Here is a 20988-nt window from a genome sequence, read left to right as displayed (position 1 = left end):
GTCTTTCTTCAGTTGACGGTGATCGTGCGGTCGATCATCTTGAGCTCGATCTCCAGCGGCTTGTGGTGTGGGTTCACGGGTCCCTTGTTGCGCAGGATCACGAGCTCGGTCTCGTGCGCGCGGTGGTTGGCGGGCGTGGGAATGCGCGCCACCTCTTCGAACTGCGGGCCGGCCATGAGGCGCTCGAATCGGCGCATGGCCTCCAGGTCGGTCCAGAAGCCGGGTTGCATCACCACGTAGTGCACGCCTTGATCGTTGAGCAGTTGGCCGAGTTCCGCTTCGCTCACGGGTTTTTCCTCGACACCCAGCTCGCGCCGCACGGCCACGCGCAGCAGGAGCTTGTCGGCGCGCAGCACGCTCAGGTCACGCCGGTCCTCGCGCGCGCGCAGGTTGAAGATGAAGGAGCCGTCGCGGTAGCCCGAGAACAGCACCACGCTGTCTCGAGGCGCGCGGCGGGCGATCTGGTCCACCACGCGCGCGTAGCCGTCCACGTAGGGGACCGGGCGCCACCACAGGGTGACGGCGCCGGTGGACAGCACCAGGGCCAGCAGCGCCGCGTGGCCCATCGCGTGCGGCAGCAGGTCCTGCACGGCCCAGACCGCCACGAAGGCCACGGGCAGCAGCAGGAACACGCTGTGGCGCGCTTCCTTGAGATCGATCAGCGAGAAGAACAGGTAGCCCACCACGAACCAGCTTAGCCACAGGCCCCACCAGGGCAACGCCGCGCGCTGGCGCCAGGCGCGCCAGACACCCAGCACGGCCACGACCAGCAGCGGCCAGCCCATCTGCGAGGGCATCTGCCGCAGGTACCACAGCCAACCCTGCAGGCTCGCGCGAGAGGCAGCCGCATCCGCCACGCCGGCCACCGACTGCACGTTGGCCTGTCCGAATTTCAGGGTCATGACGATCAGGGGCACGAGGCCGAGGAGCGCCAGCGCGGCCACGGCCCAGTGGTGCGGGCGGCGCAACAGGGCCGCACCCTGCTCCCGCGCCAGCACCGCGAGGTAGACCAGGCCAACGAAACCCACCGTGATCTTGGTGTACATGGCCAGCACCAGCAGGGCCGCGGCCAGGTACAGCAGGCCGATGCGCCCGCCGCGCCGGTGCTCGACGAAGGCCACCGCGCTCCACACCAGGAAGGCGTAGGCCGGCACCTCGGTCATCACCTGGCGGCCCCACAGCGCGATCTCGGGCAGCAGCACCATGAGCAGCGCGAAGGTCAGCGCGGGCAGCGGATCGAGCCAGCAGCGCGCCAGGCGCCAGCAGCCCAGGCCAAAGGCGAAGTAGTGCAGGAAAACCACCAGCAGGGCCACCTCATGCGAGACACCGAACAGCGCGTAGAACGGCGCGGTGACGAAGTACAGCAGCGGCGGGTAGAAGAGGATGGTCAGCGCCGGGTATTGCGCGTAGTAGCGGTAGGCGTAGCCCGCCGGGTCGTGCCAGGGCAGGTCGCGCAGCAGGTCGGTGACGAAGGCGGCGTTGAGCGCGTGGCGCGGGGCGTCGCTCCACCAGAAAGCGCCGCCGCGCGGCGACTGCCACCAGAGCAAGGCGAGCACCGCGACCAGCACAGCGCTGGCAAGCACCCAGGAACTACGCGATTTCATGTCCTTGTCCTCGCGCCACGGGAGGTTCGGGCCTGATCACCGACCGGAACAGGTCGAGCTGTCCCTGGGTCGTCTCCTCCCACGAGAAACGTTCCGCGTGCCGGCGCACGGCCTCACGCGCCGGCAGTGCCGCCATGAGCTCGCGCCAGGCGTCGGCCAGTGAGGCCGCGTCGCGATCGCGCATCAGGCGGCCCGCGTCCGGCGTGCTCACCACCTCGGGCGTGCCCCAGATGTTGGTGGCGATCACGGGTGTACCGCAGGCCATGGCTTCAAGCAAGACGTTGGCCCAGCCTTCTCGGCTGCTGCACAAGGTGAGCACGTCGGCCGCGGCGTACCACCACTTCAGCTCGGTCTGCGGCACCACGCCCGCGAAGCGCACGCGATCGGCCACGCCCAGGCGCGCGGCCAGGGCCTCCAGCTTCGCCCGGTCGGGGCCGGAGCCGGCGATCAGCAGGGTGACGCCGGGCAGTTGCGTAAGCGCTTCGATGGCGATGTGGTGGCCCTTGCGCTCGATCAGCAGGCCCACGGACAGCAGGTAGCGCCCGTCCACGGGCAGGCCCAGGCGCTCGCGCGCAAGCTCGCGCGGTTCGGGCACGAAGCGCTCCAGGTCGACGCCGTTGCGCAGCACGTGCAGCTTGGACGGATCGCCGCCCAGATCGCGCAGCGAATCCATGAGCGCCTGGCACACGCCGATGGAGCCGCTGGCGCGCGCGGCCGTCTCCAGGATGAGGCGGCGCGGGTAGGCGTATTGCGGGATGAGGTTGAGGTCGGTGCCGCGCGCCGTCACCACGAAGGGCTTGCCGAGCCACTTGGCCAGCAGGCCGGCCGCCACGCCGTCGGGGTAGTAGTAGTGGGCGTCGATGAGGTCGAAATCGAAGCCCTCGCGCTGGATGCGCTTGAGCAGCGGCAGCGCCGCGAGCGCCATGGCCCAGGGCGCCAGGTTCATGCCCACCTTGGGCAGCAGCAGGTAGCGCGGGTGGAACACCTCCAGACCGTTGCGCTGCTCGTATCGGGGGGTGGCGGCGAACTGGGCGTATTCGCCGAAGCGTTTCGCGGTGGATGGGAACCACGGCACGGGCGCGACGACCTTGGCCTCGACCCCCCCGCTCTTCACCAGTTCGCGCAGCCGCGTCTCGACGAAGATGCCGTGGATGGAACGCACGCTGCTGGGAAACAGCGAGGAGAAGAGCAGGACCTTGATGGGCTTCATGCGGCCGCCCTGCCCTGTGCCGTTTGCGCTGCCTGCGCCAGCGCCACCGCGCGGCGCGCGTTGCCCACCCACGTGAGCTGCAGGCGCTCGATGGTGTGGGCCGAGCCCTCGCCCAGGCGCTCGCGCAGCGCGGCGTCGCGGCACACGCGGGTGAGCGCGGCCTCCAGCGCGCCGCGGCCTTGCTCTTCGAACAGCAGCGCGTTGAGTTCGTGCGTCAGCACTTCCATGAGGTTGGGCGTGGCCGGCGCCACCACGGCCTTGCCCAGGGCCAGGTACTCCATCAGCTTGAGCGGTGAGGCGTAGGACGTGACGGCGGGCTGCAGCGCGATGTCGAAAGCAGCCACGTGCGCGGGCACGGCGTCGCGGTGCACCACGCCGGTAAAGGTGACGCGGTCGGACAACCCGAGGCGCGCGGCCTGCGCCTCCAGCGCGCCGCGCACCGGGCCGTCACCCACCATCAACAGATGGGACTCGGGCGGCGCGTCGGGTGTGGCCATCCAGTCGATGATGCGGTCCACGCCGTGCCATTCGCGCACGAAGCCGGTGAAGCCCAGCACCAGGCGGCCCTGCAGGTTCAGGCGGCGCTTGGCCTCGTCGCGCGCGGGCGCTTCGTCGAAGTGGGCCCGGTTGATGCCGTTGGGTACCACGTGGATGCGTTCGGCCGGCACGCCATAGGCCTTCACGTGATTCGCGAGCACGGCCGTCACCGGCAACACGGCGTCGGCCCCGCGCCAGGCGGTGCCCTCGGCCCAGCGCGCCAGGCGCTTGAGCGACAGGCCGCCGCTGTGCTGTTCGCGCTCGAGCACCAGAGGGGCGTTCACCTCCAGCAGCAGCGGCAGGCCCAGTTTGCGCTTGGCCATGAGGCCGGCCAGCAGGAACAGGTTGTAGCGCTCATAGATGACGTCGGGCTGGAACTCGCGCGCGGCGGCCACGAGCTTGCGGTAGGCCACCAGGCTGTAGCCCAGTTCCATGAGTTCGTAGAGCGCGCGCGGCAGCACGGCCTTGAGGCGGTGCACCCAGCCCACGTCGTCGCCCATGCGGCCTTCGTCGCCGCCCACCGCGGGCGCGACGATGCGCACCTCGTGGCCCAGGCCGCGCAGGGCCTCGATCATTTCCTCGATGTGCACGGCCTGGCCGTCCTTGCTGGCGGTGCGGTGGTGGTAGAGGATGCGCATGGGGCGTCGGGCGATCAGGCGATCTGCAGGCGCGGCGCCGCATCGCGCGCGAACAGCGCGGCGTAGGCGTCGACCATGCGGTCGATGGAATAGTGTTGCTCGGCGCGCTCGCGAGCGGCGCGGGCCAGGCCCTGGGCGAACGCGTTGTCGTCGTGCAGGCGGTTCAGCGCGCTGACCATGGCGCCCTCGTCGTCGGAGGGCACGAGCAGGCCGCTCACGCCGTCCGCAAACACGTCGGGCGTGCCGCCCACGGCGGTGGCGAGCACGGGTTTGCCGCTGGCCATGGCTTCCTGCAAGGTGCAGGAGGTGCCTTCGGCCTGCGACGGCAGCACGAACACATCGAACGCGCGCAGGATGTCGGCCACGTCGCTGCGTGCGCCGGGCAACCAGGCCAGGTGGCGCATGTTGGCCTCATCGAGCACACGCTCGACCTCGGCGCGCAGGGCGCCTTCTCCCACGATCACCAGCCGCGCACGTTCGGCGAGCTCTGGCCGCTCGCGCAGCCAGCGCACGAAGGCTCTCGCCAGCAGCGGCTGGTTTTTCACGGTCATGAGGCGGCCCACGGTGCCCACCAGCCAGTGGCGGCCGGGCTCGAAGGGGCAGCCGTCGATGGCCGGTGCGGGGCCGGGCGAAAAGCGCCGCGTGTCCACCCCGTTGCCGATGAGCAGGCGCTTGGCCGCCGGTACGCCCACGGCCTCGCCCAGGTAGCGGTCCAGGTCGGCCGAGACCGAGACGAAGCGGCTCACGAAGGGCGCGTAGGCGCGTCGCAGCCAGCGGTATTTGGGATTCCTGCCCTGCGGGTCGTGCGCGTCCCAGCCGTGTTCGACGTGGATGCGCCAGGGCACGCCCGCGGCCCACGCCACGGGCACCACCTCCAGCGGCGCGAGGTTGCAGGTGTGCAGCACGTCGGGGCGGATCTCGCGCAGCAGGCGCCAGATGGCCGGGTACTGCTTGAGCGCGTGGCCGGGCGGCTTGTCGAGTGCGATGAAGCGCACGCCTTCGCGCTCCACGCGCTGGCGGAAATCGCTCACCGTGGTGAGCGAGAGCACCACGTGCTCGAAGCGGTCGGCCGGCAGGCGGTTGATGAGCTGCACGATGACGTTTTCCAGCCCGCCGATGTCGAAGCGGTAGACCACGTGCAGCACGCGCAGCCGTTTCACGCGCTCACCTCATGCCGGCGCAGAAAGGCCTCGAACATCATCAGCATCCACAGCGGCGTGGCATGGTCGCTGGTGCCGCGCTGGTGCTCGTCCACCAGGCGTTGCAGGCGGCCTGCCTCGAAGTAGCCCGAGTCGCGCAGCCGATCGCCCAGCACGGCGTCTTTCACTCGGCCGGCCAGCGGGCCGCGCAGCCAGTCGGCCAACGGCACCGAGAAGCCCATCTTGGGGCGGTACAGCACGTCGTGCGGCAACATGGGCTCCATGGCGCGCTTGAGCAGGGCCTTGCCCTCGCTGCCGTCGATCTTGAGGTGGCTGGGCAGCGTGGCCAGCCACTCGATCAGTTCGTGGTCCATCAGCGGTTCGCGCACCTCCAGCGAATGCGCCATGCTCGCGCGGTCCACCTTGGTGTTGATGTCGCCGACCAGCCAGGTCTTGTAGTCCAGGTACTGGATGAGCGCCAGCGGGTCGTCGGTCTGCGCGTGCTCGGCATGGTGCGTGAAGACGTCGAGCGCGCTGTAGCCGTTGAGCTGGCGCTTGAAGCCCGCGTTGAAGAGCGCGCTGCGCTGGTCGGCGCGCAGGTGCGACATGCTGTGGTGGTAGGCCTCCACGCTGTCCATGGCCAGGGCCTGGAAGGTGGTCTTGGCGCGCAGGGGGCGCGGCGCCCAGTCGGCCTTGGGGTAGATCTGGCCGAGCGGACCGAAGACCGGGCGGCGCAGGCCCAGCGGCAGGCGACGGCGCAGGGCCTCTTCGCCCAGGTGCAGGCGGTAGCGGCGGTAACCACCGAAGCTCTCGTCGCCACCGTCGCCCGACAGGGCCACGGTCACGTGCTTGCGGGCCATCTGGCACACGCGGTAGGTGGGAATGGCCGAGCTGTCGGCGAAGGGTTCGTCGTACAGCCAGGCCAGGGTGTCGATGAGGTCGAAGTCCTCGCTGCCCACCACGTCGAGCGTGTGGTCGGTGCGGTAGCGATCGGCCACCATCTTCGCGAAGTCCGATTCGTTGAAGCGCGGGTCGTCAAAGCCGATGGCGCAGGTGTGCACCGGAGAGTCGGACAGGCCGGCCATGCTGGCCACCACGGCGCTGGAGTCCACCCCACCCGAGAGGAAGGCGCCCAGCGGCACGTCGGCGATCATGCGAAGGCGCACCGATTCCTTCAGGCGTTCGCGCAGCTCGGCCTGAGCGTCGGCTTCGCTGATGGGGTTGTCGGTCGTGAAGCGCACGTCCCAGTAAGCCTGGGGATCGGGGCGTTGCGGCCCGCCGCGACGCAGCGTGACCGTGTGGGCGGAGGGCAGCTTGTGCACGCCTTCGTAGATGCAGCGCGGATCGGCGACGTAGCCGAGCGAGAAGTACTCCTCCACCGCGAGCGGGTCGATGCGGCGCTGGAAAGCGGGGTGGGAGGTGATGACCTTGAGTTCGGAGCCGAAGACGAAGCTGCCATCGGGCAGCCAGGCGTAGTGCAGGGGCTTGACGCCCAGGCGGTCGCGCGCGAGGAAGAGCGTCTGCTGGTGGCGGTCCCACAGCGCGAAGGCGAACATGCCGCGCAAGCGCTGCACGCAGGCGGGGCCCCAGGCGCGCCAGGCGTTGACAATGACCTCGGTGTCGCTGCGGGTGCGGAACTTCAGGCCGAGCGAGCGCAGCTCGGGCACCAGTTGCTGGTAGTTGTAGATCTCGCCGTTGAAGACGATGGCGACGCTGCCGTCCTCGCTGAACAGCGGCTGGTCCCCAGTGGACAGGTCGATCACCGCCAAGCGCCGGTGGCCGAAGGCCAGGCCGGGTTCCAGGTGCAGGCCGTCACCGTCTGGGCCACGGTGCGACTGCACGTCGTTGATGCGGCGCATCAGCGCGGGGTCGAAGGGCCGCAGTCCCACGGGGTCGAACAGACCGGCGATACCGCACATGGTTCAGGTGCTTTCCGTGGTGGGCAGCCAGGCCGCGAGACGATCGAGATTGGCCTGCCAGCTGAAGTTCTGGACAACGTGTTCGCGCGCCGCCGCGCCCAGGCGCTCGCGCCGCGCGGGATCGGCCAGCCAGGCGAGCACGCCCTGCACGAAGCAGTCGGCCTCGTCGCAGCGCCACAGGCCCTGCTCGGCCGTGGCGCCGATGGGCTCGGCGCAGGAGGAGACCGTGATCACGGGTTGCCCCATGGCCATGGCCTCCAGGATCTTGTTCTGGATGCCACGCGCCACGCGCAGCGGTGCGGCCACGGCGGCGGCGTGCTGCAGGTAGGGCTCCACCTGCGGCACGGTGCCGGTGACGTGCACCGCGTCGTTGGCCAGCGCCTGCACGGCCGGCGTGGGGTTGCGGCCCACGATCCAGAAGCTGGCGCGCGGCTCGCGCTCGCGGATGCGCGGCAGCACCTCGGTGGCGAACCACTGCACCGCGTCCACGTTGGGCCAGTAGTCCATGGCACCAGTGAAGACGATGGCGCGCTCGTCCGCGGCGAAGGGCGACGGCAGCGCCGGGTTGGGGCGGAAGCGCTCGGCGTCCACGCCGTTGCCGGCGGCTTCCACGCGGCCACGGCAGTCGGGCGCAAGCGAGTCGAAGAGATCGACCTCCTGCTGCGTGACCAGAAAGCTGCGGCGCGCGGCCAGGGCCATGTCGCGCTCGTGCGCCAGCAGGCGGCGGCCTTCGCGGCGGTACAGCCAGGACATGGGCCAGTGGTGCGCAGGCGCGTACTGCGTCCACTTGGCCGAGTCCACGTCCACCAGGTCGACCAGCATGGGCACCTGCGGCAGCAGCTCGTGCGCGTACGGCGCCATGGTGGAGGAGAACACCACGCTGGCGGCGGGCCGGTGCTCGGCCGCCACCTGCCGCACCCAGCGGCGCAGCCCGGCGTGGCGGTAGTAGGCCAGTGACTGGGCCTCGCCCGTGAGCAACGCGCGCGCGCTGGCCAGCTTGCGCCAGCGCGGGTTCAGGCGCGCCACGTACAGGTCGGGGCACAGGGCACGCAAGGCGTCCAGGTGTGCTTCGTCGGCGGGGTCGTCGATGAAGGTGGCCAGGAAGACGCGGTGCTTCTGCTGCAGGTGGCGCAGCAGGTGGTACGAGCGCACCTTGTCGCCCTTGTCGGGCGGGTACGGCATGCGGTGGACGAGGTACAGCAGCGGTGTCATCGCCCTGCCCTCATCCAAGATTCCGGACGATGTGAGGGCCCAGCCAGTTGGCCACCGGCAGCGGCAGGCGCCGCCACGTCTCGATCATCAGCTTGTACTTGGGGTTGGCCGGGTTGTTCTGCGGGATGCCGTCGCGTTTGTAGAGGCGGTATTCGTAGTTCAGCGGCGTGGGCTCGAAGCCCCAGTTGCGCTTGAACGCGTAGGGGCCGGTGCCGACCTTGCTGCGCCCGTAGTCGAACACCTTGAGGCCGCGCTCGCAGGCGCGGCGCATGAGTTCCCAGTACTTGAAGTCGTTGGCGGCGAGGTCGCGCGCGGCCGGGTCGTCACCCGCGAAGGTGGGCAGCACCTCGTCGCGAAAGTAGAAGCTGAGCACGCTGGTCAAGGGCTTGCCCTCGGCGTCCGTGACGGTGAGCACTTCGCAGTCGTTGCCGAAAGTGTCGCGCAGGGCCTGGAAGTAGCGGCGCGAGAGCGCGGGCGTGCCGTGGCGGTGTACGTTGCTGGCGTAGAGCGCGAAGAAGCGGTCCACGCCAGGGTCGATGTGCGAGACCAGGCCCAGCTTGATGCCCTTGCGCACCATGGCGCGCTGCTTGCGCGGAATGGCCTGCATGTTGGCCTCTTCCGTGGGCTCGATGGGCTTGCGAAAGGTGACGTAGAGCTGGTCCTGCGCGGGCCAGTCGGGGTGGCGGCGTTCGATGTGGCGCAGCTCCAGGTGCTCCACGCCCAGGCGCTGGGCAATGGCCTGGGCTTCGGCCTCCAGGGCGGTGCGGGCTTCGTCGTCCAGCGCGGCCACGCCACCGTAAGCCGCGAACGGCAGGCTGCTCAGCGAATGGCCGAACAGTCGACTCTGCACGCGGGCCAGCGGCAACACGCCGCGGATCTGGCCGCGCGACTCGGCGTAGAGGAAGTGCGTGTCGTGGCGCAGCACCTCGCGGGTGATGCGCTCCCAGCCCGCGCGGTGAAAGAAGGTGGCCTCGGGGCAGGCCGTGACGAAGGCGTCCCAGCGTGCCACCTCGTCGGCGCGGCTGCCGTCGAGGCGGTGCAGGCTCAGCGTCGTGGCATCAGGCAAGCGCCACCTCTGCCTGCCGGCGCCCGAGGAAGATCTGGTCCATGCGGCCCCAGGGAAGGTCCTTCAGGAGCCGGCGCAGCTTGGCCTCGTTGCGCTCGATGTTCACGTAGTGGCGAAAGCGCGTCTTCAGGTCGATGCCCGGCACGCGGGGCTGCTCGGCGTCGATCTCCCAGGGGTGGAAGTAGAAGATGGCGGACTCGCCATCGCGCCGGTTCACGGACTCGATCATCCAGCGCGACAGGCTGTAGGGCAGCAGCCGGAAGTAGCCGCCGCCGCTGGACGGCAGGTTGCGGCTGAACAGCCGCAAGGTGGTGGGCGGCACCTCGATCAGGCCCTCGCGCACCGTGTGCATGAAGCGCGGCGCGTCGGGCGAGCCGTAGTGGTCGTGGCGCACCGGGTAGATGCTCGAGCTGTAGCAGTGGCCCGTGTCGGCCAACACGTCCAGTGCCCAGAGGTTGCTGTCGCCGATGGAAAAACTGGGCGCGCGGTAGCCCAGCACCTCCACGCCACCGGTGTCTTCGAGCACGCGCTTGGCGCGAACCACGTCGTCGCGGAAGTCGGTCTGGTCAAGGTCGCTCACGCGCTCGTGGCCGTAGCCATGGCTGGCGAGTTCGTGGCCTTGTTCGACGATGCGCCGCACCATGGCCGGGTAACGCTCGGCCACCCAGCCCAGGGTGAAGAAGGTGGCCTGAGCGCCCTCCTCGGCCAGGATGGCCAGGATGCGGTCCACATTGCGCTCGACGCGGCACTCGCAACTGTCCCAGTCACTGCGGCGGATGTAGGGCGCCATGGCAGAGACCTGGAAGTAGTCTTCCACGTCGATGGTGAGGGCGTTCTTTCGATCGGTCTTCATCAACATGAGGGCGCTCCCTGAAGTAGCCTCAGCCCGGTGCGTCGTTCGACGGGCCGCTCGACGGGCCGTTGCCGTTGCGGCCTTTGCGCGCGCCCGCGACGATGCGTCGCAGCGAGCTGAGGATTTCCAGGCTGATGCGTTCCTGACGCAGCACGCTGCGCTCGATGCGCAGCAGCCGCGCGCTGAGCTGCTCGGCCGCCACCTGCGTGAGTTGCTCGGACATGCCCTCGACCGTGCCCGGGTCGAGGTCAAGGTCCAGCGGCTCGACCTGGTCGGTGAGCGTGGGGGGCAGGCCCCGAGCGGGCCGCTCGGCCAACGGGCCCCAACGTTCGGCGTCGAGCGTGGTGCGCGTCGGTGAGGCGGCGGCCTCGGCCTGGGCCTCGTTGACCACCTCGTTGAAGGCCTCGATGGTGAGGTGCGGCGTCTCGGCCAGAAAGCCTTGCAGCAGCAGTCGGTCCATCAGCAGGTTGATGCGGCGCGGGATGCCACCGGTCTCGTGGTGCAACTGCGCGAAGATGGCCTCGTCGAAGCTGGGCTTGTCGGTGGCGCCGGCGCATTTGAGGCGGTGCTCCACGTAGCCACGCGTGTCTTCTTCGTCCAGTGGGCCCAGGTGGCAGCGCGCGGTGACACGCTGGCGCAATTGCAGCATGCGCGGGCTCTGCAGGATGTCGCGGAACTCGGGCTGCCCGATCAGGAAGGTCTGCAGCAGTGCTTGGTCGCCGAACTGGAAGTTGGAGAGCATGCGCAGTTCTTCCACCGCCTGGGGCTGCAAGTTCTGCGCCTCGTCGACGATCAACAGGCAGCGCTTGCCCTGTGAAACCTGGGTGATGAAGTAGGCCTCCAGGGCCATGAGCATGTCGGCCTTGCCGTTGCTCTTGACCGACACGCCGAAGGCGCCACACACGAGCTTGAGCGCGTCCTCGGCGCCCAGTTGCGTGCTCACCAGCTGCGCCGCCACCACCGAGCCGTTCTCCAGGCTGTCGAGCAGGTCGCGCACGATGGTGGTCTTGCCGGCGCCGACCTCACCGGTGATGACAATGAAGCCCTCGCCCCGCATGACGCCGTACACCAGGTACGAGCGCGCGCGCCGGTGCGGCTTGCCCGAGAAATAGAAACGCGGGTCCGGGTTGAGCTGGAATGGCTTGCTCTTGAGCCCGTAGAAGGCTTCGTACATGAATCAGAACCGATGGGAAACCATGGCCTGGATGGCCGTTTCCCGGTAAGGAAAGGTTGCGTCGAAAGCCGAGCGGCGCAGCAGCAACACGCCGGTGGTGCGGGCGCTCAGGCGCGAGGTCAGCCCCAGGGTGATCGAATCGAGGCGGTTGCGCAGGTCGGTGCCCACGCCCTCGTTTTCCTGGCGCTGGTAGATGATGCTGGCCGCCGTGCGTGGCGTGAGGCGGTGCGCGTATCCCACCGTCCAGCCCTTCTCCAGGATCTCGCCAGCGAGGCTGAAGTCGTCGTTGGCGGCAAGGCCGGTGTTGAGCTGGTTCGAGCGCGTGCGGTTGATGGCGGCCGTGATGGCGCCGCGGCTGAGCAGCATCACGAAGGACAGCTCCTGCGTGCGCTGTTCGGTGACGAATGAGGTGAGGTAGCCCGGGAAATCGGTGAGGTCGCCGGGCAGGCCCAGGCGGTCGAGTTCGGACTGCACCCGCTGGGCGCGCTGCACGGGATCGGGGATGGAGCCGCCATACAGCGCGTCGAGCAGGCCCGACAACGTGGTGTTCTCGTCACCCAGGCCGAACTGGCTGGTGGAAATGTCGCGCGAATCCGTGAAGCGCACGACCGAGCGGCGCATCTGGTATTCGAGCTGCAGGTTGTGGTCGTGGCCGAAAAAGCGCTTGTTGGCCCCCATGGCGATGCGCGCGTTCTGGGTGGGCCGCCAGTCGAAGCCGCCGCCCCAGGTGGCGTAGGACTCCATGTCGGTGGTGAGCACGTCGTTGGATTCGCGACCGCCCTGAGCAAAGATCAACAAGTTTGGCGTCAGCGCGTAGTTCAGCTGACCGATCACCTGTTGCAGCTGGACCTCTCGGCCCAGGCTGTAGTCGAAGTCGCTGCGCGAGGCCTCCAGCGACCAGCCCAGCCGAGACAGGCCCTCGCTGCTGCCCACGCGAGCCAGCACGGAACTCTCGTCGATGTCTGAACGGGTGTCGGCCTCGGTGCGCGAGGTGAAACGGCTGTAGCGCAACTCGTAGTCGACAGCGTCGTTGAAGCTGCCACGCAGGTAGGGCGAGACGCGGAACTGCTTGGTCTCCGACAGGTTCGGGCGCTCGAAATCGCCGGCCGGCTGCACGTCGAAGGCGGAGACGCGGCTGCGGCCGATGTTGCCGTTGAACTCGACGAAAGCGGTGTTGTTCCAGGCGTCGAGCAGCAGGTCGGCGGTGAGGCCCTGCAGGTGGTCTTCGTCACCCACGCCGCGCGCCTGGTACAGGGCGCTGAGCGAGTAATCGACGCTTCCGGTGAGGCGCGGCAGGTTGAACACCGCCATCACCGACGCGCCGAGTTCGGTGGTCCACTCGGCCTGGCGGTCAGTGGGCGTGAGGAGGTAGTTGTCGGAGTACCACTGGCGCGCGAACACGCGAGGCTCGATCCACACGCGCGGCGGCGGGCCTTGCGGCGTGATGGACTCCTGCCCTTCGGCGCCGGCCGGCACCTCAACAGGCACTTGGGCGCGCGCCATGCCCACCAATGCCAGGGCCGCCAGGGCCACGGCACTCAATCGCAGAGGCCGGCGGCGCGGGGTCGAGGAGCTCGTGGTCGGGCGCATGGTCTGCCTCGTTTCGCGTCAGGCGGCGGTGTCCGCCGCGGCCCCGGCTTCCGCGGAACCGTAGCCGTATCCGTAACCGTAGGAGTTGCGCTCCTCCTCGCGGACCTGGTTGAGCACCATGAGCTTGATCGGGCAGTTCTCGATGGCCTCCAGCGCGTGGCGCACCTGGGCGCGCTGCGTCTGGCCGGCCTGCACCACCATCACGATCTGCCCCATGTGCGTGGCGAGCACGCGCGACTCGGTGGTCATCAGCAGCGGTGGCGAATCGAAAATGATGATGCGCTCGGGGTAGCGGCGGCCCATCTCTTCCACCAGCGCGCTCATCGCGTCACTGGCCAGCAGTTCGGTGGCGCGCTGGTGCGGCGTGCCGCTGGGCAGCAGCGTGAGCTTGTCGATGTTGGTGCGCAGCAGCGCGTCGGACATTTCGGTCTGGTTGGCCAGCAGCAGGTCGAGCAGGCCCGGGCCCGACGGCAGGCCCAGGGTCTTCATGATCGACGGCCGCGAGACGTCCGCATCGACCAGCAACACCGTGTGGTCGAGCTCCATGGCAATGCTCATCGCCAGGTTGATGGCGGTGAAGGTCTTGCCCTCGCCGGCCACGGCACTGGTGACCATGATCCGGTTGCCGTGGGTCACGGGCGCCGCGCCCTTGCCCATGGCGTTGGTCAGCAGCGGGCGCTTGATGACACGAAACTGCTCGGCGGTGAGCGAGCGCTGGGCCTTGGGCGTCACGAAGCCCGCCTCGGTGAGCGCGTCCAGGTCGAGCTGGACCACCTTGGAACTGGACTGCAGACGCTGCGGCGGTGCGGGAGGGCGTGCCGCCACCGGCGCGTGCAGGGCTCCCGCCGCCGATGGGGGCGCGGCCTCTGGCACGTCGGCGCCTGCCTGCCTCAGTTGCTCCAGCCGTTGCGCCGCTTTTTCAATCAGACTTGCCATCTGCTCGCACCCCGGTCACATGGACGATTGGTGAATGGACAGGGCCACCATGCCCAGCCCGAACAGCAGCACCAGCGCGACGATCGAGACGATCAGCCGCAGCATGCTGCGCCCCTGGCGGTGACGGATCACCTCGTTGCGCACCTGAGTGACCACACCCAGCAAGGGCAGGTCGACCGAGGTCCGCAGGCCGGCGGCATCGAAGTACACCGGCCGCAGATTGCTCACCATGAGCGCCACCGCCGCGCCGGCACCCAGCGCCAGCAGAAGCACGCCGGGCAGCAACACCACGCGATTGGGCGCCACCGGGCGACGCGACACCTGCGGCGGCTCCACCACACGGAACTGCGCCACGTTCGAGTCGCTCTGCAGTTCATCGCTCAGGGCCACGGTTTCGCGGCGTGCCACCAGGTCTTCGTAGTTCTTGCGGTGCACGTCGTAGTCGCGGTTGAGCTGCGCCAGCTCGGCCTCGACCTGGGGTGCCACCTTGGCCTGCTCGCGGATGCGGGCCGCGCGGCCTTCGTACTCGGCCACGCGGGCGCGCAGCGAGGCCACCTGCACCTCGGTGGCTGCGAGGGTGCGCGACATCTCCTGCATCGCCGGGTTCATGTCAGGCATGGGCCGCCCACTGGCCTCGGCCTGCTGGGCGCGCTTGCGCAGGACCTCGATCTCGCGCGCTTTCTGCTGCTCGAGCTCGGCGATCAGCTTGCGCGTGTTCTGTACGTCCGGGTGTTGCTCGGTGAAGCGCTGCAGCAGCCCGTCCAGGCTGCGGCGCAGCACGTCGATGCGGGCGTCGATCTCGGGAGTCGCGAACGTCTGGGCGGGTACCGTGGCGGCGGCGTTGCGGGCCGCCGAGCGCGCTTGCTCCAGTTGAAGACGGGCCGCCTCGCGCGCACTCTCGGCCTCGCGAAGTTCGAGCCGTGCCTGGCTGAGGGTGGTGCTGATCTCGGCCATGCGCCCAGCCATGTCGATGCCACCCTGGGTCTGCATCTCGATGTGGCGCAGGCGGAAGTCCTTCAGGCGGGTCTCGGCCTCGGTGAGTTTGGCCTCGTAGTTGCGGATCTGCTCTTCGATGAACTTGCGCGCGTTCTGGGCGTCGGCGGTGTAGGCGCCCGCGCGCGAAGCGATGAAGGTCTTCATCAGCGCATCGACCACGTGCAGCGCGAGCTGCGGGTTCTCGTCGCGGTAGGAGATGGTGTAGAGGTTGTCGCGGCCGGTCGAGCGCAGCTGGATGTTGCTCATGATGCGGCCGACCATGGCGTCGCGCTCGGGCTTGCCGGCCAGGGGCACGCCGAGGTCCTCGGTCTGCACCAGCTTCTCGATGGTGGGACGGCTGATCAGCGTGCGGCCCAGCATGGCCACCTGCTGATCAACGTCGGGCTGGATCGTGAGGCCCGCCATGAGGGGGCGCAGGATCGACTGCGTGTCGACGTACACCCGGGCCGACGCCTCGAAGCGGTCGGGGATGAACATCACGGCGGCGGCGCCCAGCAGGGCCACGGCCCAGGCCACGGCAACGCCGGTGCGGCGATACAGCCACATGCCGCGCAGCGCGTTGGCGAGTTGGTGAATCAGTTCGTGCATGCGGATTCCGGGACGATCGAAGCGAGCGCGGTCACCGCCGGGGCGACGGTGACCAACCGGGCTGGCTCAATCAGAACCAGCCTTGGGGAATGATCAACACGTCGCCCGGCAGCATCTCGACGTTGGCTGAGATGTCGCCGCGCTTGACGAGGTCGTCCAGGCGGACGCTGTAGCGCTTGTTGCCCTCGGCAGCGCGCACGATGGTGGCCTTGTTGCCATTGGCGTATTCGGTCAGGCCACCGGAGGCGATGAGCACGTCCATCACGGTCATCTTGTGACGGAACGGCAGGGCCTGGGGCTTGACGGCCTCGCCCACCACACGGACCTGCTCGCTGTGCGAACCGACAAAGTTCGTGACGATCACGGTGACCACAGGGTCGCGCACGTACTTGCCCAGCGCCTTCTCGACGTCGCGGGCGATTTCCTGCGAGGTCTTGCCCTGCGCCACGAGCTCGTCCACCAAGGGGGCTGAGACCTTGCCGTCCGGGCGCACCGGCACCACGGCCGACAGCTCCGGGTTGCGCCAGACGCTGATGGACAGCGTGTCGCCCGGGCCGATGAGGTAGTTGTACGCCGCCGCGTTCGATGCCACCGCGGGCGCGGGCGGATACGAACCGCCGCTGGCGCAGCCAGCCAGGATGGCCGCTGCCGCCAACATGGCCACGCGGAAGCGGATGGACGTATGTTTTTGCATGCTCACGGCCTCCAAAGAAGGGACAAGTGTTAATAAAAGTAAACAGTCGGCGAATATACCCCAGCACCCTATGGCGAACCACCTTCACGCCTCGGGAAAGTCATTCAATCGGGGGACACCATGCAGTACTGCACGCGCAGTACATCATGAGGACCGAAAGCAAGTCAAAGGTCGACACCTGACGAAGCCCCGCCACCCCCGGCCGTGCGGTGGCGCGCGCTCTAGAATTCCGGGTCTTCCACCTCCTCCCTCCACTGCCTCATGAGCCTCTTCTCCGCCGTTGAAATGGCCCCCCGCGACCCGATCCTGGGTTTGAACGAACAGTTCGCCGCCGACAGCAACCCCGCCAAGGTGAACCTGGGGGTAGGGGTGTATTTCGATGAGAACGGCAAGCTGCCGCTGCTCCAATGCGTACAGGCCGCCGAAAAAGCCATGATGGACAAGCCCGCCGCGCGCGGGTACCTGCCCATCGACGGCATCGCCGCCTACGACAACGCGGTCAAGGGCCTGGTGTTCGGTGCCGACAGCGAGCCCGTCAAGAGCGGCCGCGTGGCCACGGTGCAGGCCCTCGGCGGCACGGGTGGCCTCAAGATTGGCGCCGACTTCCTCAAACGCCTGAACCCGGCCGCGAAGGTGCTGATCAGCGACCCGAGCTGGGAGAACCACCGCGCGCTGTTCACGCAAGCCGGTTTCGAGGTCGGCACGTACACCTACTACGACGCCGCCAAGCGCGGCGTGGACTTCGACGGCATGCTCGCCAGCCTGAAGGCGGCCGCGCCCGGCACCATCGCCGTGCTGCACGCCTGCTGCCACAACCCCACCGGCTACGACATCACGCCCGCCCAATGGGACCGCGTGATCGAGGTCGTGAAGGCGGGCCGCCTCACGCCCTTCCTGGACATGGCCTACCAGGGCTTCGGCCACGGCATCGCCGAGGACGGCGCGGTGATCGCCAAGTTCGTGGCAGCCGGCCTGGTGTTCTTCGTCTCCACCTCGTTCTCCAAGAGCTTCAGCCTGTACGGCGAGCGCGTGGGCGCGCTGTCGGTGCTGTGCGCCGACAAGGCCGAGGCCGATCGCGTGCTCTCGCAACTCAAGATCATGGTCCGCACCAACTACTCCAACCCGCCCATCCACGGCGGCGCGGTGGTGGCCGCCGTGCTCACCAACCCCGAACTGCGCGCCCTGTGGGAGAAGGAATTGGGCGAGATGCGCGTGCGCATCAAGGCCATGCGCCAGCAACTGGTGGACGGCCTGAAAGCCGCGGGCGTGAAGCAGGACATGGGCTTCATCACCGACCAGATCGGCATGTTCAGCTACTCCGGCCTCACCAAGGACCAGATGGTGCGCCTGCGCAACGAGTTCGGCGTGTACGGCACCGACACCGGCCGCATGTGCGTGGCCGCGCTGAACGGCAAGAACATCGGGCACGTCTGCAAGTCCATCGCGGCGGTGATCTAAGCCGCCACTGCCCACAAAAAAGCCACCCTCGGGTGGCTTTTTTCATCCCCAGATCACTGAGCGCATGGATATCGCAGCGGCCTGGAAGCCCTCGTTGAAGAACTCGACGTGCTCGTCCGGGTCCGTCGCGCCGGCCGCGTACAGCAGCGGCAGGTAGTGGTCCCAGGTGGGCTGCGACAGCTTCGCCATCTCGCCCTGCGCCTGGAAATCCGCCAAGCCGTCGGCGTCGCCCGCCTGAATGAGCCCCGCGATGTGGGTGTCGAAGTCCACCGCCCAGTCATAGGCCTGGTTGTCGGGCACGTCGCGGCGCATGACGCGCAGGTTGTGCACGATGTTGCCGCTGGCCACGATCAGAACGCCGCGCGAGCGCCAGTCCTTGAGCTGGCGGCCCAGGGCCAGATGCTCGGCGGGCGGGCGCCCATAGTCCATGCTGAGCTGCACCACGGGGATGTCGGCCTCGGGGAACATGGGCTTGAGCACCGACCAGGCCCCGTGGTCCAGGCCCCATTCGCCTTCGTCGATGCCGGCAACGCCCTGCCCCTCGGGCAATGCCAACGACTGCGCGATCTCGCGCGCCAGCCCGGGAGCGCCCGGCGCCGGGTACTGCTGGTCGAACAGCGCCTGCGGGAAGCCACCGAAATCGTGGATGGTGCGCGGGCGGTCCATGCCGGTGAGCCACCAGCCGTGGGTGAGCCAGTGCGCCGAGACACACAAGATCAGACGCACATCGGGCGCGCGTTCGCGCACCTGCGGCCCCAGCGCCTGCCAGGTGCGGCGCCAGTGGTTGTCCTCGATCGCGTTCATGGGACTGCCGTGGCCGATGAACAGCACAGGAAGCCGATGGGGGGTATTCATGATTGGAATTGTCGGTCAGCCCGGTTCACAAAGGCGACAGCTGGGGTCTTTCCCTGCGTGTTCTCCCCCCATCGGGGTCTTCCGCATCCTGCTACATTGCACCGCAACATTCACGGAACCGTGACCATGCTGTACCAGATCTACGAAACCCAACGCTCCTTCATGGAGCCCTTCACCGACCTGGCCGAAGTCGCCTCGCGCATGTTCAGCAACCCCCAGTTGCCCTTTGCGCAATTGCCGATGGCGCAGCGCATCTCGGCCGGCTACGACCTGCTGCACCGCCTGGGCAAGGACTACGAGAAGCCCGAGTTCGGCATCCGTACCGTGGACGTGGACGGCGTGAACGTCGCCATCCACGAGCGGGTGGACATCGACAAGCCTTTCTGCGAGTTGCGCCGCTTCAAGCGCTTCACCGATGACCCGAACACCTTGACGAAGCTCAAGGGCCAGCCCGTGGTGCTGGTGGTGGCGCCACTGTCAGGCCACTACGCCACGCTGCTGCGCGACACGGTGCGCACCCTGCTCAAGGACCACAAGGTCTACATCACCGACTGGAAGAACGCTCGCCTGGTGCCGCTGTCCGAGGGGGAGTTCCACCTTGACGACTACATCAACTACGTGCAGGAGTTCATCGGCCACGTGCAGGGCATCTACGGCAATTGCCACGTGATGAGCGTGTGCCAGCCCACGGTGCCAGTGCTGGCGGCCGTGTCGCTGATGGCCAGCCGGGGCGAGAAGGTGCCGCTGTCCATGACCATGATGGGCGGCCCGATCGATGCGCGCAAATCGCCCACAGCGGTGAACAACCTGGCCATGCAGCGCAGCCACGAATGGTTCGAGAACAACGTCATCTACCGCGTGCCGGACAAGTTCCCTGGCGCCGGGCGGCGCGTGTACCCCGGCTTCCTGCAGCACAGCGGCTTCGTGGCCATGAACCCGGACCGCCACGCCTCCAGCCACTACGACTACTTCCAGGACCTGGTCAAGGGCGACAACGACAGCGCCGAGGCGCACCGCAAGTTCTACGACGAGTACAACGCGGTGCTCGACATGGACGCGGACTATTACCTCGACACCATCAAGACCGTCTTCCAGGACTTCGAGCTCGTCAAGGGCACCTGGGACGTGCGCAATGAACAGGGCAAGCTTGAGCGCGTGCGCCCGCAAGACATCCGCGACTGTGGGCTGCTGACCATCGAGGGCGAGCTGGACGATATCTCGGGCGCCGGCCAGACGGCTGCCGCGCACGACCTGTGCACCGGCATCCCCAAGTCGCACAGCCTGCACTACGAAGCCAAGGGCGCCGGCCACTACGGCATCTTCAGCGGCCGGCGCTGGCGCGAGATGGTGTACCCGGTGGTCAAGGCCTTCATCGCGGAGCACCAGGTGCGACCCGCGGCGAAGGCTTCCGCCCGGCCCGCGGCGAAGGCCCGCGCCAGGAGCGCATGAACGAACTCGCCCGCCGCATCGACGACGCCCTGCCGCAGACGCAGTGCCAGCGCTGCGGCTACCCGGACTGCGCCAGCTACGCGCAAGCCGTGGCCGAAGGCGAGGCCGGCATCCACCAGTGCCCGCCCGGTGGCACCGAAGGCATCGCCCGCCTCGCGGCCATCACCGGTCGCCCCGCCCTGCCGCTGAGCCGCGAGCACGGCATCGAAGGCCCGGTCACCGTGGCCGTCATAGACGAGGACTGGTGCATCGGTTGCACGCTGTGCATCAAGGCCTGCCCCACCGACGCGATCGCTGGCGCCAACAAGCGCATGCACACCGTGATCGAGCCGTACTGCACGGGTTGCGAACTGTGCATCCCCGTGTGCCCGGTCGATTGCATCTCGCTGGAAAACGTGAGCGGCGAGCGCACGGGCTGGGCCGGTTGGTCGCCCGCGCAGGCGGCCCTGGGCAAGGCGCGCTATGCGGCGCGGCGCGAGCGCCTGGCGCGCGAAGCGGTGGAACACGACGCCCGGCTTGAGGCCAAGGCCGAAGCCAAGCTCGCCGATCTGGCGGCGGCATCGTCCATCACCGACACCCAGGTGCTGGACAGCAAACGCGCCGTCATCGAAGCCGCGCTGGCGCGCGCGCGGGCCAAGCGCCAGGCCGGGACCTGATTCAGCGGTGCGGCCTCAGCGCGCCGCCGCCGTCTTGTACACGCCGCAGCCCAGGTACAGCGCGTCCACCTTCACCACGTAAGACATCTTCGCCTGCACCGCGCCGCTGGCGGGGTTGACGATGTCGTATTCCACCCAACCCGGCCCCTGCTCGGCCTGGCTCACGATGGAAGCGAGCAGCGCCGCGCCGTCCACGCCGGCGATGTCGTGCACGCGGCTGCCCAGCTTCTCGGGCTTGCCGCCAAAGGCCCGGTACACGCCCGCGGCATCGAGCGCGAAGACGTACATGTCGCGGTCGTGAAAGCCCCGCGCGGGCTCCGTCAGGTCGCGCACGAATAGGGGTCTCCTCGTTTTCAGTGCAATAAGTGACGGTACGAAAAGCTAGCACTGGCGCGGAGGTGGTGTTGGTAGATC

General features: G+C 68.5%; 18 protein-coding genes. 3 read left to right on the top strand and 15 right to left on the bottom strand.

All coding sequences use genetic code 11. The features are described 5' to 3' along the window. Positions 1-8: 8 nt before the first annotated feature. The 13 genes from BN948_RS16800 to BN948_RS16740 all read right to left on the bottom strand — a co-directional run bounded on the left by BN948_RS16800 (position 9) and on the right by BN948_RS16740 (position 16156). Positions 9-1604: an ArnT family glycosyltransferase gene (locus BN948_RS16800; protein WP_009515721.1), complete on the bottom strand. Its 1596-nt coding sequence runs from the start codon at positions 1602-1604 to the stop codon at positions 9-11. Then, positions 1591-2814 (bottom strand): glycosyltransferase family 4 protein, encoded by a 1224-nt coding sequence (locus BN948_RS16795; protein WP_009515722.1) that lies wholly within the window; start codon positions 2812-2814, stop codon positions 1591-1593. The genes BN948_RS16800 and BN948_RS16795 overlap by 14 nt, the downstream gene beginning before the upstream one ends. Beyond that, positions 2811-3989: a glycosyltransferase family 4 protein gene (locus BN948_RS16790; RefSeq protein WP_009515723.1), complete on the bottom strand. Its 1179-nt coding sequence runs from the start codon at positions 3987-3989 to the stop codon at positions 2811-2813. The genes BN948_RS16795 and BN948_RS16790 overlap by 4 nt, the downstream gene beginning before the upstream one ends. 14 nt (positions 3990-4003) lie before the next feature. After that, positions 4004-5149, bottom strand: a complete 1146-nt coding sequence (locus BN948_RS16785) for a TIGR03088 family PEP-CTERM/XrtA system glycosyltransferase (protein WP_009515724.1) — start codon at positions 5147-5149, stop codon at positions 4004-4006. Beyond that, positions 5146-7047 (bottom strand): XrtA/PEP-CTERM system amidotransferase, encoded by a 1902-nt coding sequence (locus BN948_RS16780; RefSeq protein ID WP_009515725.1) that lies wholly within the window; start codon positions 7045-7047, stop codon positions 5146-5148. The genes BN948_RS16785 and BN948_RS16780 overlap by 4 nt, the downstream gene beginning before the upstream one ends. A 3-nt stretch (positions 7048-7050) precedes the next feature. Next, entirely contained in the window at positions 7051-8259 is a 1209-nt protein-coding gene (locus BN948_RS16775; protein WP_009515726.1) for a TIGR03087 family PEP-CTERM/XrtA system glycosyltransferase, read from the bottom strand. 10 nt (positions 8260-8269) lie between these two features. Further along, positions 8270-9325 carry a FemAB family XrtA/PEP-CTERM system-associated protein gene (locus BN948_RS16770; RefSeq protein ID WP_009515727.1) on the bottom strand — a complete coding sequence of 352 codons (1056 nt, stop codon included), beginning with the start codon at positions 9323-9325 and terminating at the stop codon, positions 8270-8272. Beyond that, complete coding sequence (locus BN948_RS16765) at positions 9318-10184, bottom strand: XrtA system polysaccharide deacetylase (protein WP_009515728.1); 867 nt, start codon at positions 10182-10184, stop codon at positions 9318-9320. The genes BN948_RS16770 and BN948_RS16765 overlap by 8 nt, the downstream gene beginning before the upstream one ends. A gap of 22 nt (positions 10185-10206) precedes the next feature. Next, positions 10207-11352, bottom strand: coding sequence for an XrtA/PEP-CTERM system-associated ATPase (locus BN948_RS16760; RefSeq protein ID WP_009515729.1), 1146 nt, complete (start codon positions 11350-11352; stop codon positions 10207-10209). Positions 11353-11355: 3 nt separating this feature from the next. Continuing rightward, positions 11356-12942 carry a TIGR03016 family PEP-CTERM system-associated outer membrane protein gene (locus BN948_RS16755; RefSeq protein WP_009515730.1) on the bottom strand — a complete coding sequence of 529 codons (1587 nt, stop codon included), beginning with the start codon at positions 12940-12942 and terminating at the stop codon, positions 11356-11358. 18 nt (positions 12943-12960) lie between these two features. Further along, positions 12961-13878, bottom strand: a complete 918-nt coding sequence (locus tag BN948_RS16750; RefSeq protein ID WP_009515731.1) for an XrtA-associated tyrosine autokinase — start codon at positions 13876-13878, stop codon at positions 12961-12963. 15 nt (positions 13879-13893) lie between these two features. Then, positions 13894-15462, bottom strand: a complete 1569-nt coding sequence (locus BN948_RS16745; protein ID WP_009515732.1) for an XrtA system polysaccharide chain length determinant — start codon at positions 15460-15462, stop codon at positions 13894-13896. 70 nt (positions 15463-15532) lie between these two features. Continuing rightward, positions 15533-16156 (bottom strand): XrtA/PEP-CTERM system exopolysaccharide export protein, encoded by a 624-nt coding sequence (locus tag BN948_RS16740; protein ID WP_009515733.1) that lies wholly within the window; start codon positions 16154-16156, stop codon positions 15533-15535. A gap of 261 nt (positions 16157-16417) precedes the next feature. Between BN948_RS16740 and BN948_RS16735 the strand changes: the two genes are divergently transcribed. Further along, complete coding sequence (locus BN948_RS16735; protein WP_009515734.1) at positions 16418-17614, top strand: amino acid aminotransferase; 1197 nt, start codon at positions 16418-16420, stop codon at positions 17612-17614. Between the two features lie 42 nt (positions 17615-17656). Here the strand turns inward: BN948_RS16735 and ygiD are convergent, their stop codons facing one another. Next, positions 17657-18469, bottom strand: coding sequence for a 4,5-DOPA-extradiol-dioxygenase (ygiD, locus tag BN948_RS16730; protein ID WP_009515735.1), 813 nt, complete (start codon positions 18467-18469; stop codon positions 17657-17659). A 126-nt stretch (positions 18470-18595) separates the two neighbouring features. Here ygiD and BN948_RS16725 point away from each other — a divergent pair, with 126 nt between their 5' ends. Continuing rightward, positions 18596-19918: a polyhydroxyalkanoate depolymerase gene (locus tag BN948_RS16725; protein WP_009515736.1), complete on the top strand. Its 1323-nt coding sequence runs from the start codon at positions 18596-18598 to the stop codon at positions 19916-19918. Further along, on the top strand, positions 19915-20574 hold the full coding sequence (gene rsxB, locus BN948_RS16720) for an electron transport complex subunit RsxB (RefSeq protein WP_009515737.1): 660 nt from the start codon (positions 19915-19917) through the stop codon (positions 20572-20574). The genes BN948_RS16725 and rsxB overlap by 4 nt, the downstream gene beginning before the upstream one ends. 15 nt (positions 20575-20589) lie before the next feature. Here rsxB and BN948_RS16715 read toward each other — a convergent pair whose 3' ends face one another. Continuing rightward, positions 20590-20907 carry a cache domain-containing protein gene (locus tag BN948_RS16715; RefSeq protein WP_035622669.1) on the bottom strand — a complete coding sequence of 106 codons (318 nt, stop codon included), beginning with the start codon at positions 20905-20907 and terminating at the stop codon, positions 20590-20592. Positions 20908-20988 lie beyond the last annotated feature (81 nt).

The organism is Hydrogenophaga intermedia, assembly GCF_000723405.1.
In the GTDB taxonomy this organism is placed as follows: Bacteria; Pseudomonadota; Gammaproteobacteria; order Burkholderiales; family Burkholderiaceae_C; genus Hydrogenophaga; species Hydrogenophaga intermedia.
Note: the sequence above shows the minus strand (reverse complement) of the source record. Positions and strands in the feature narration are given on the sequence as shown.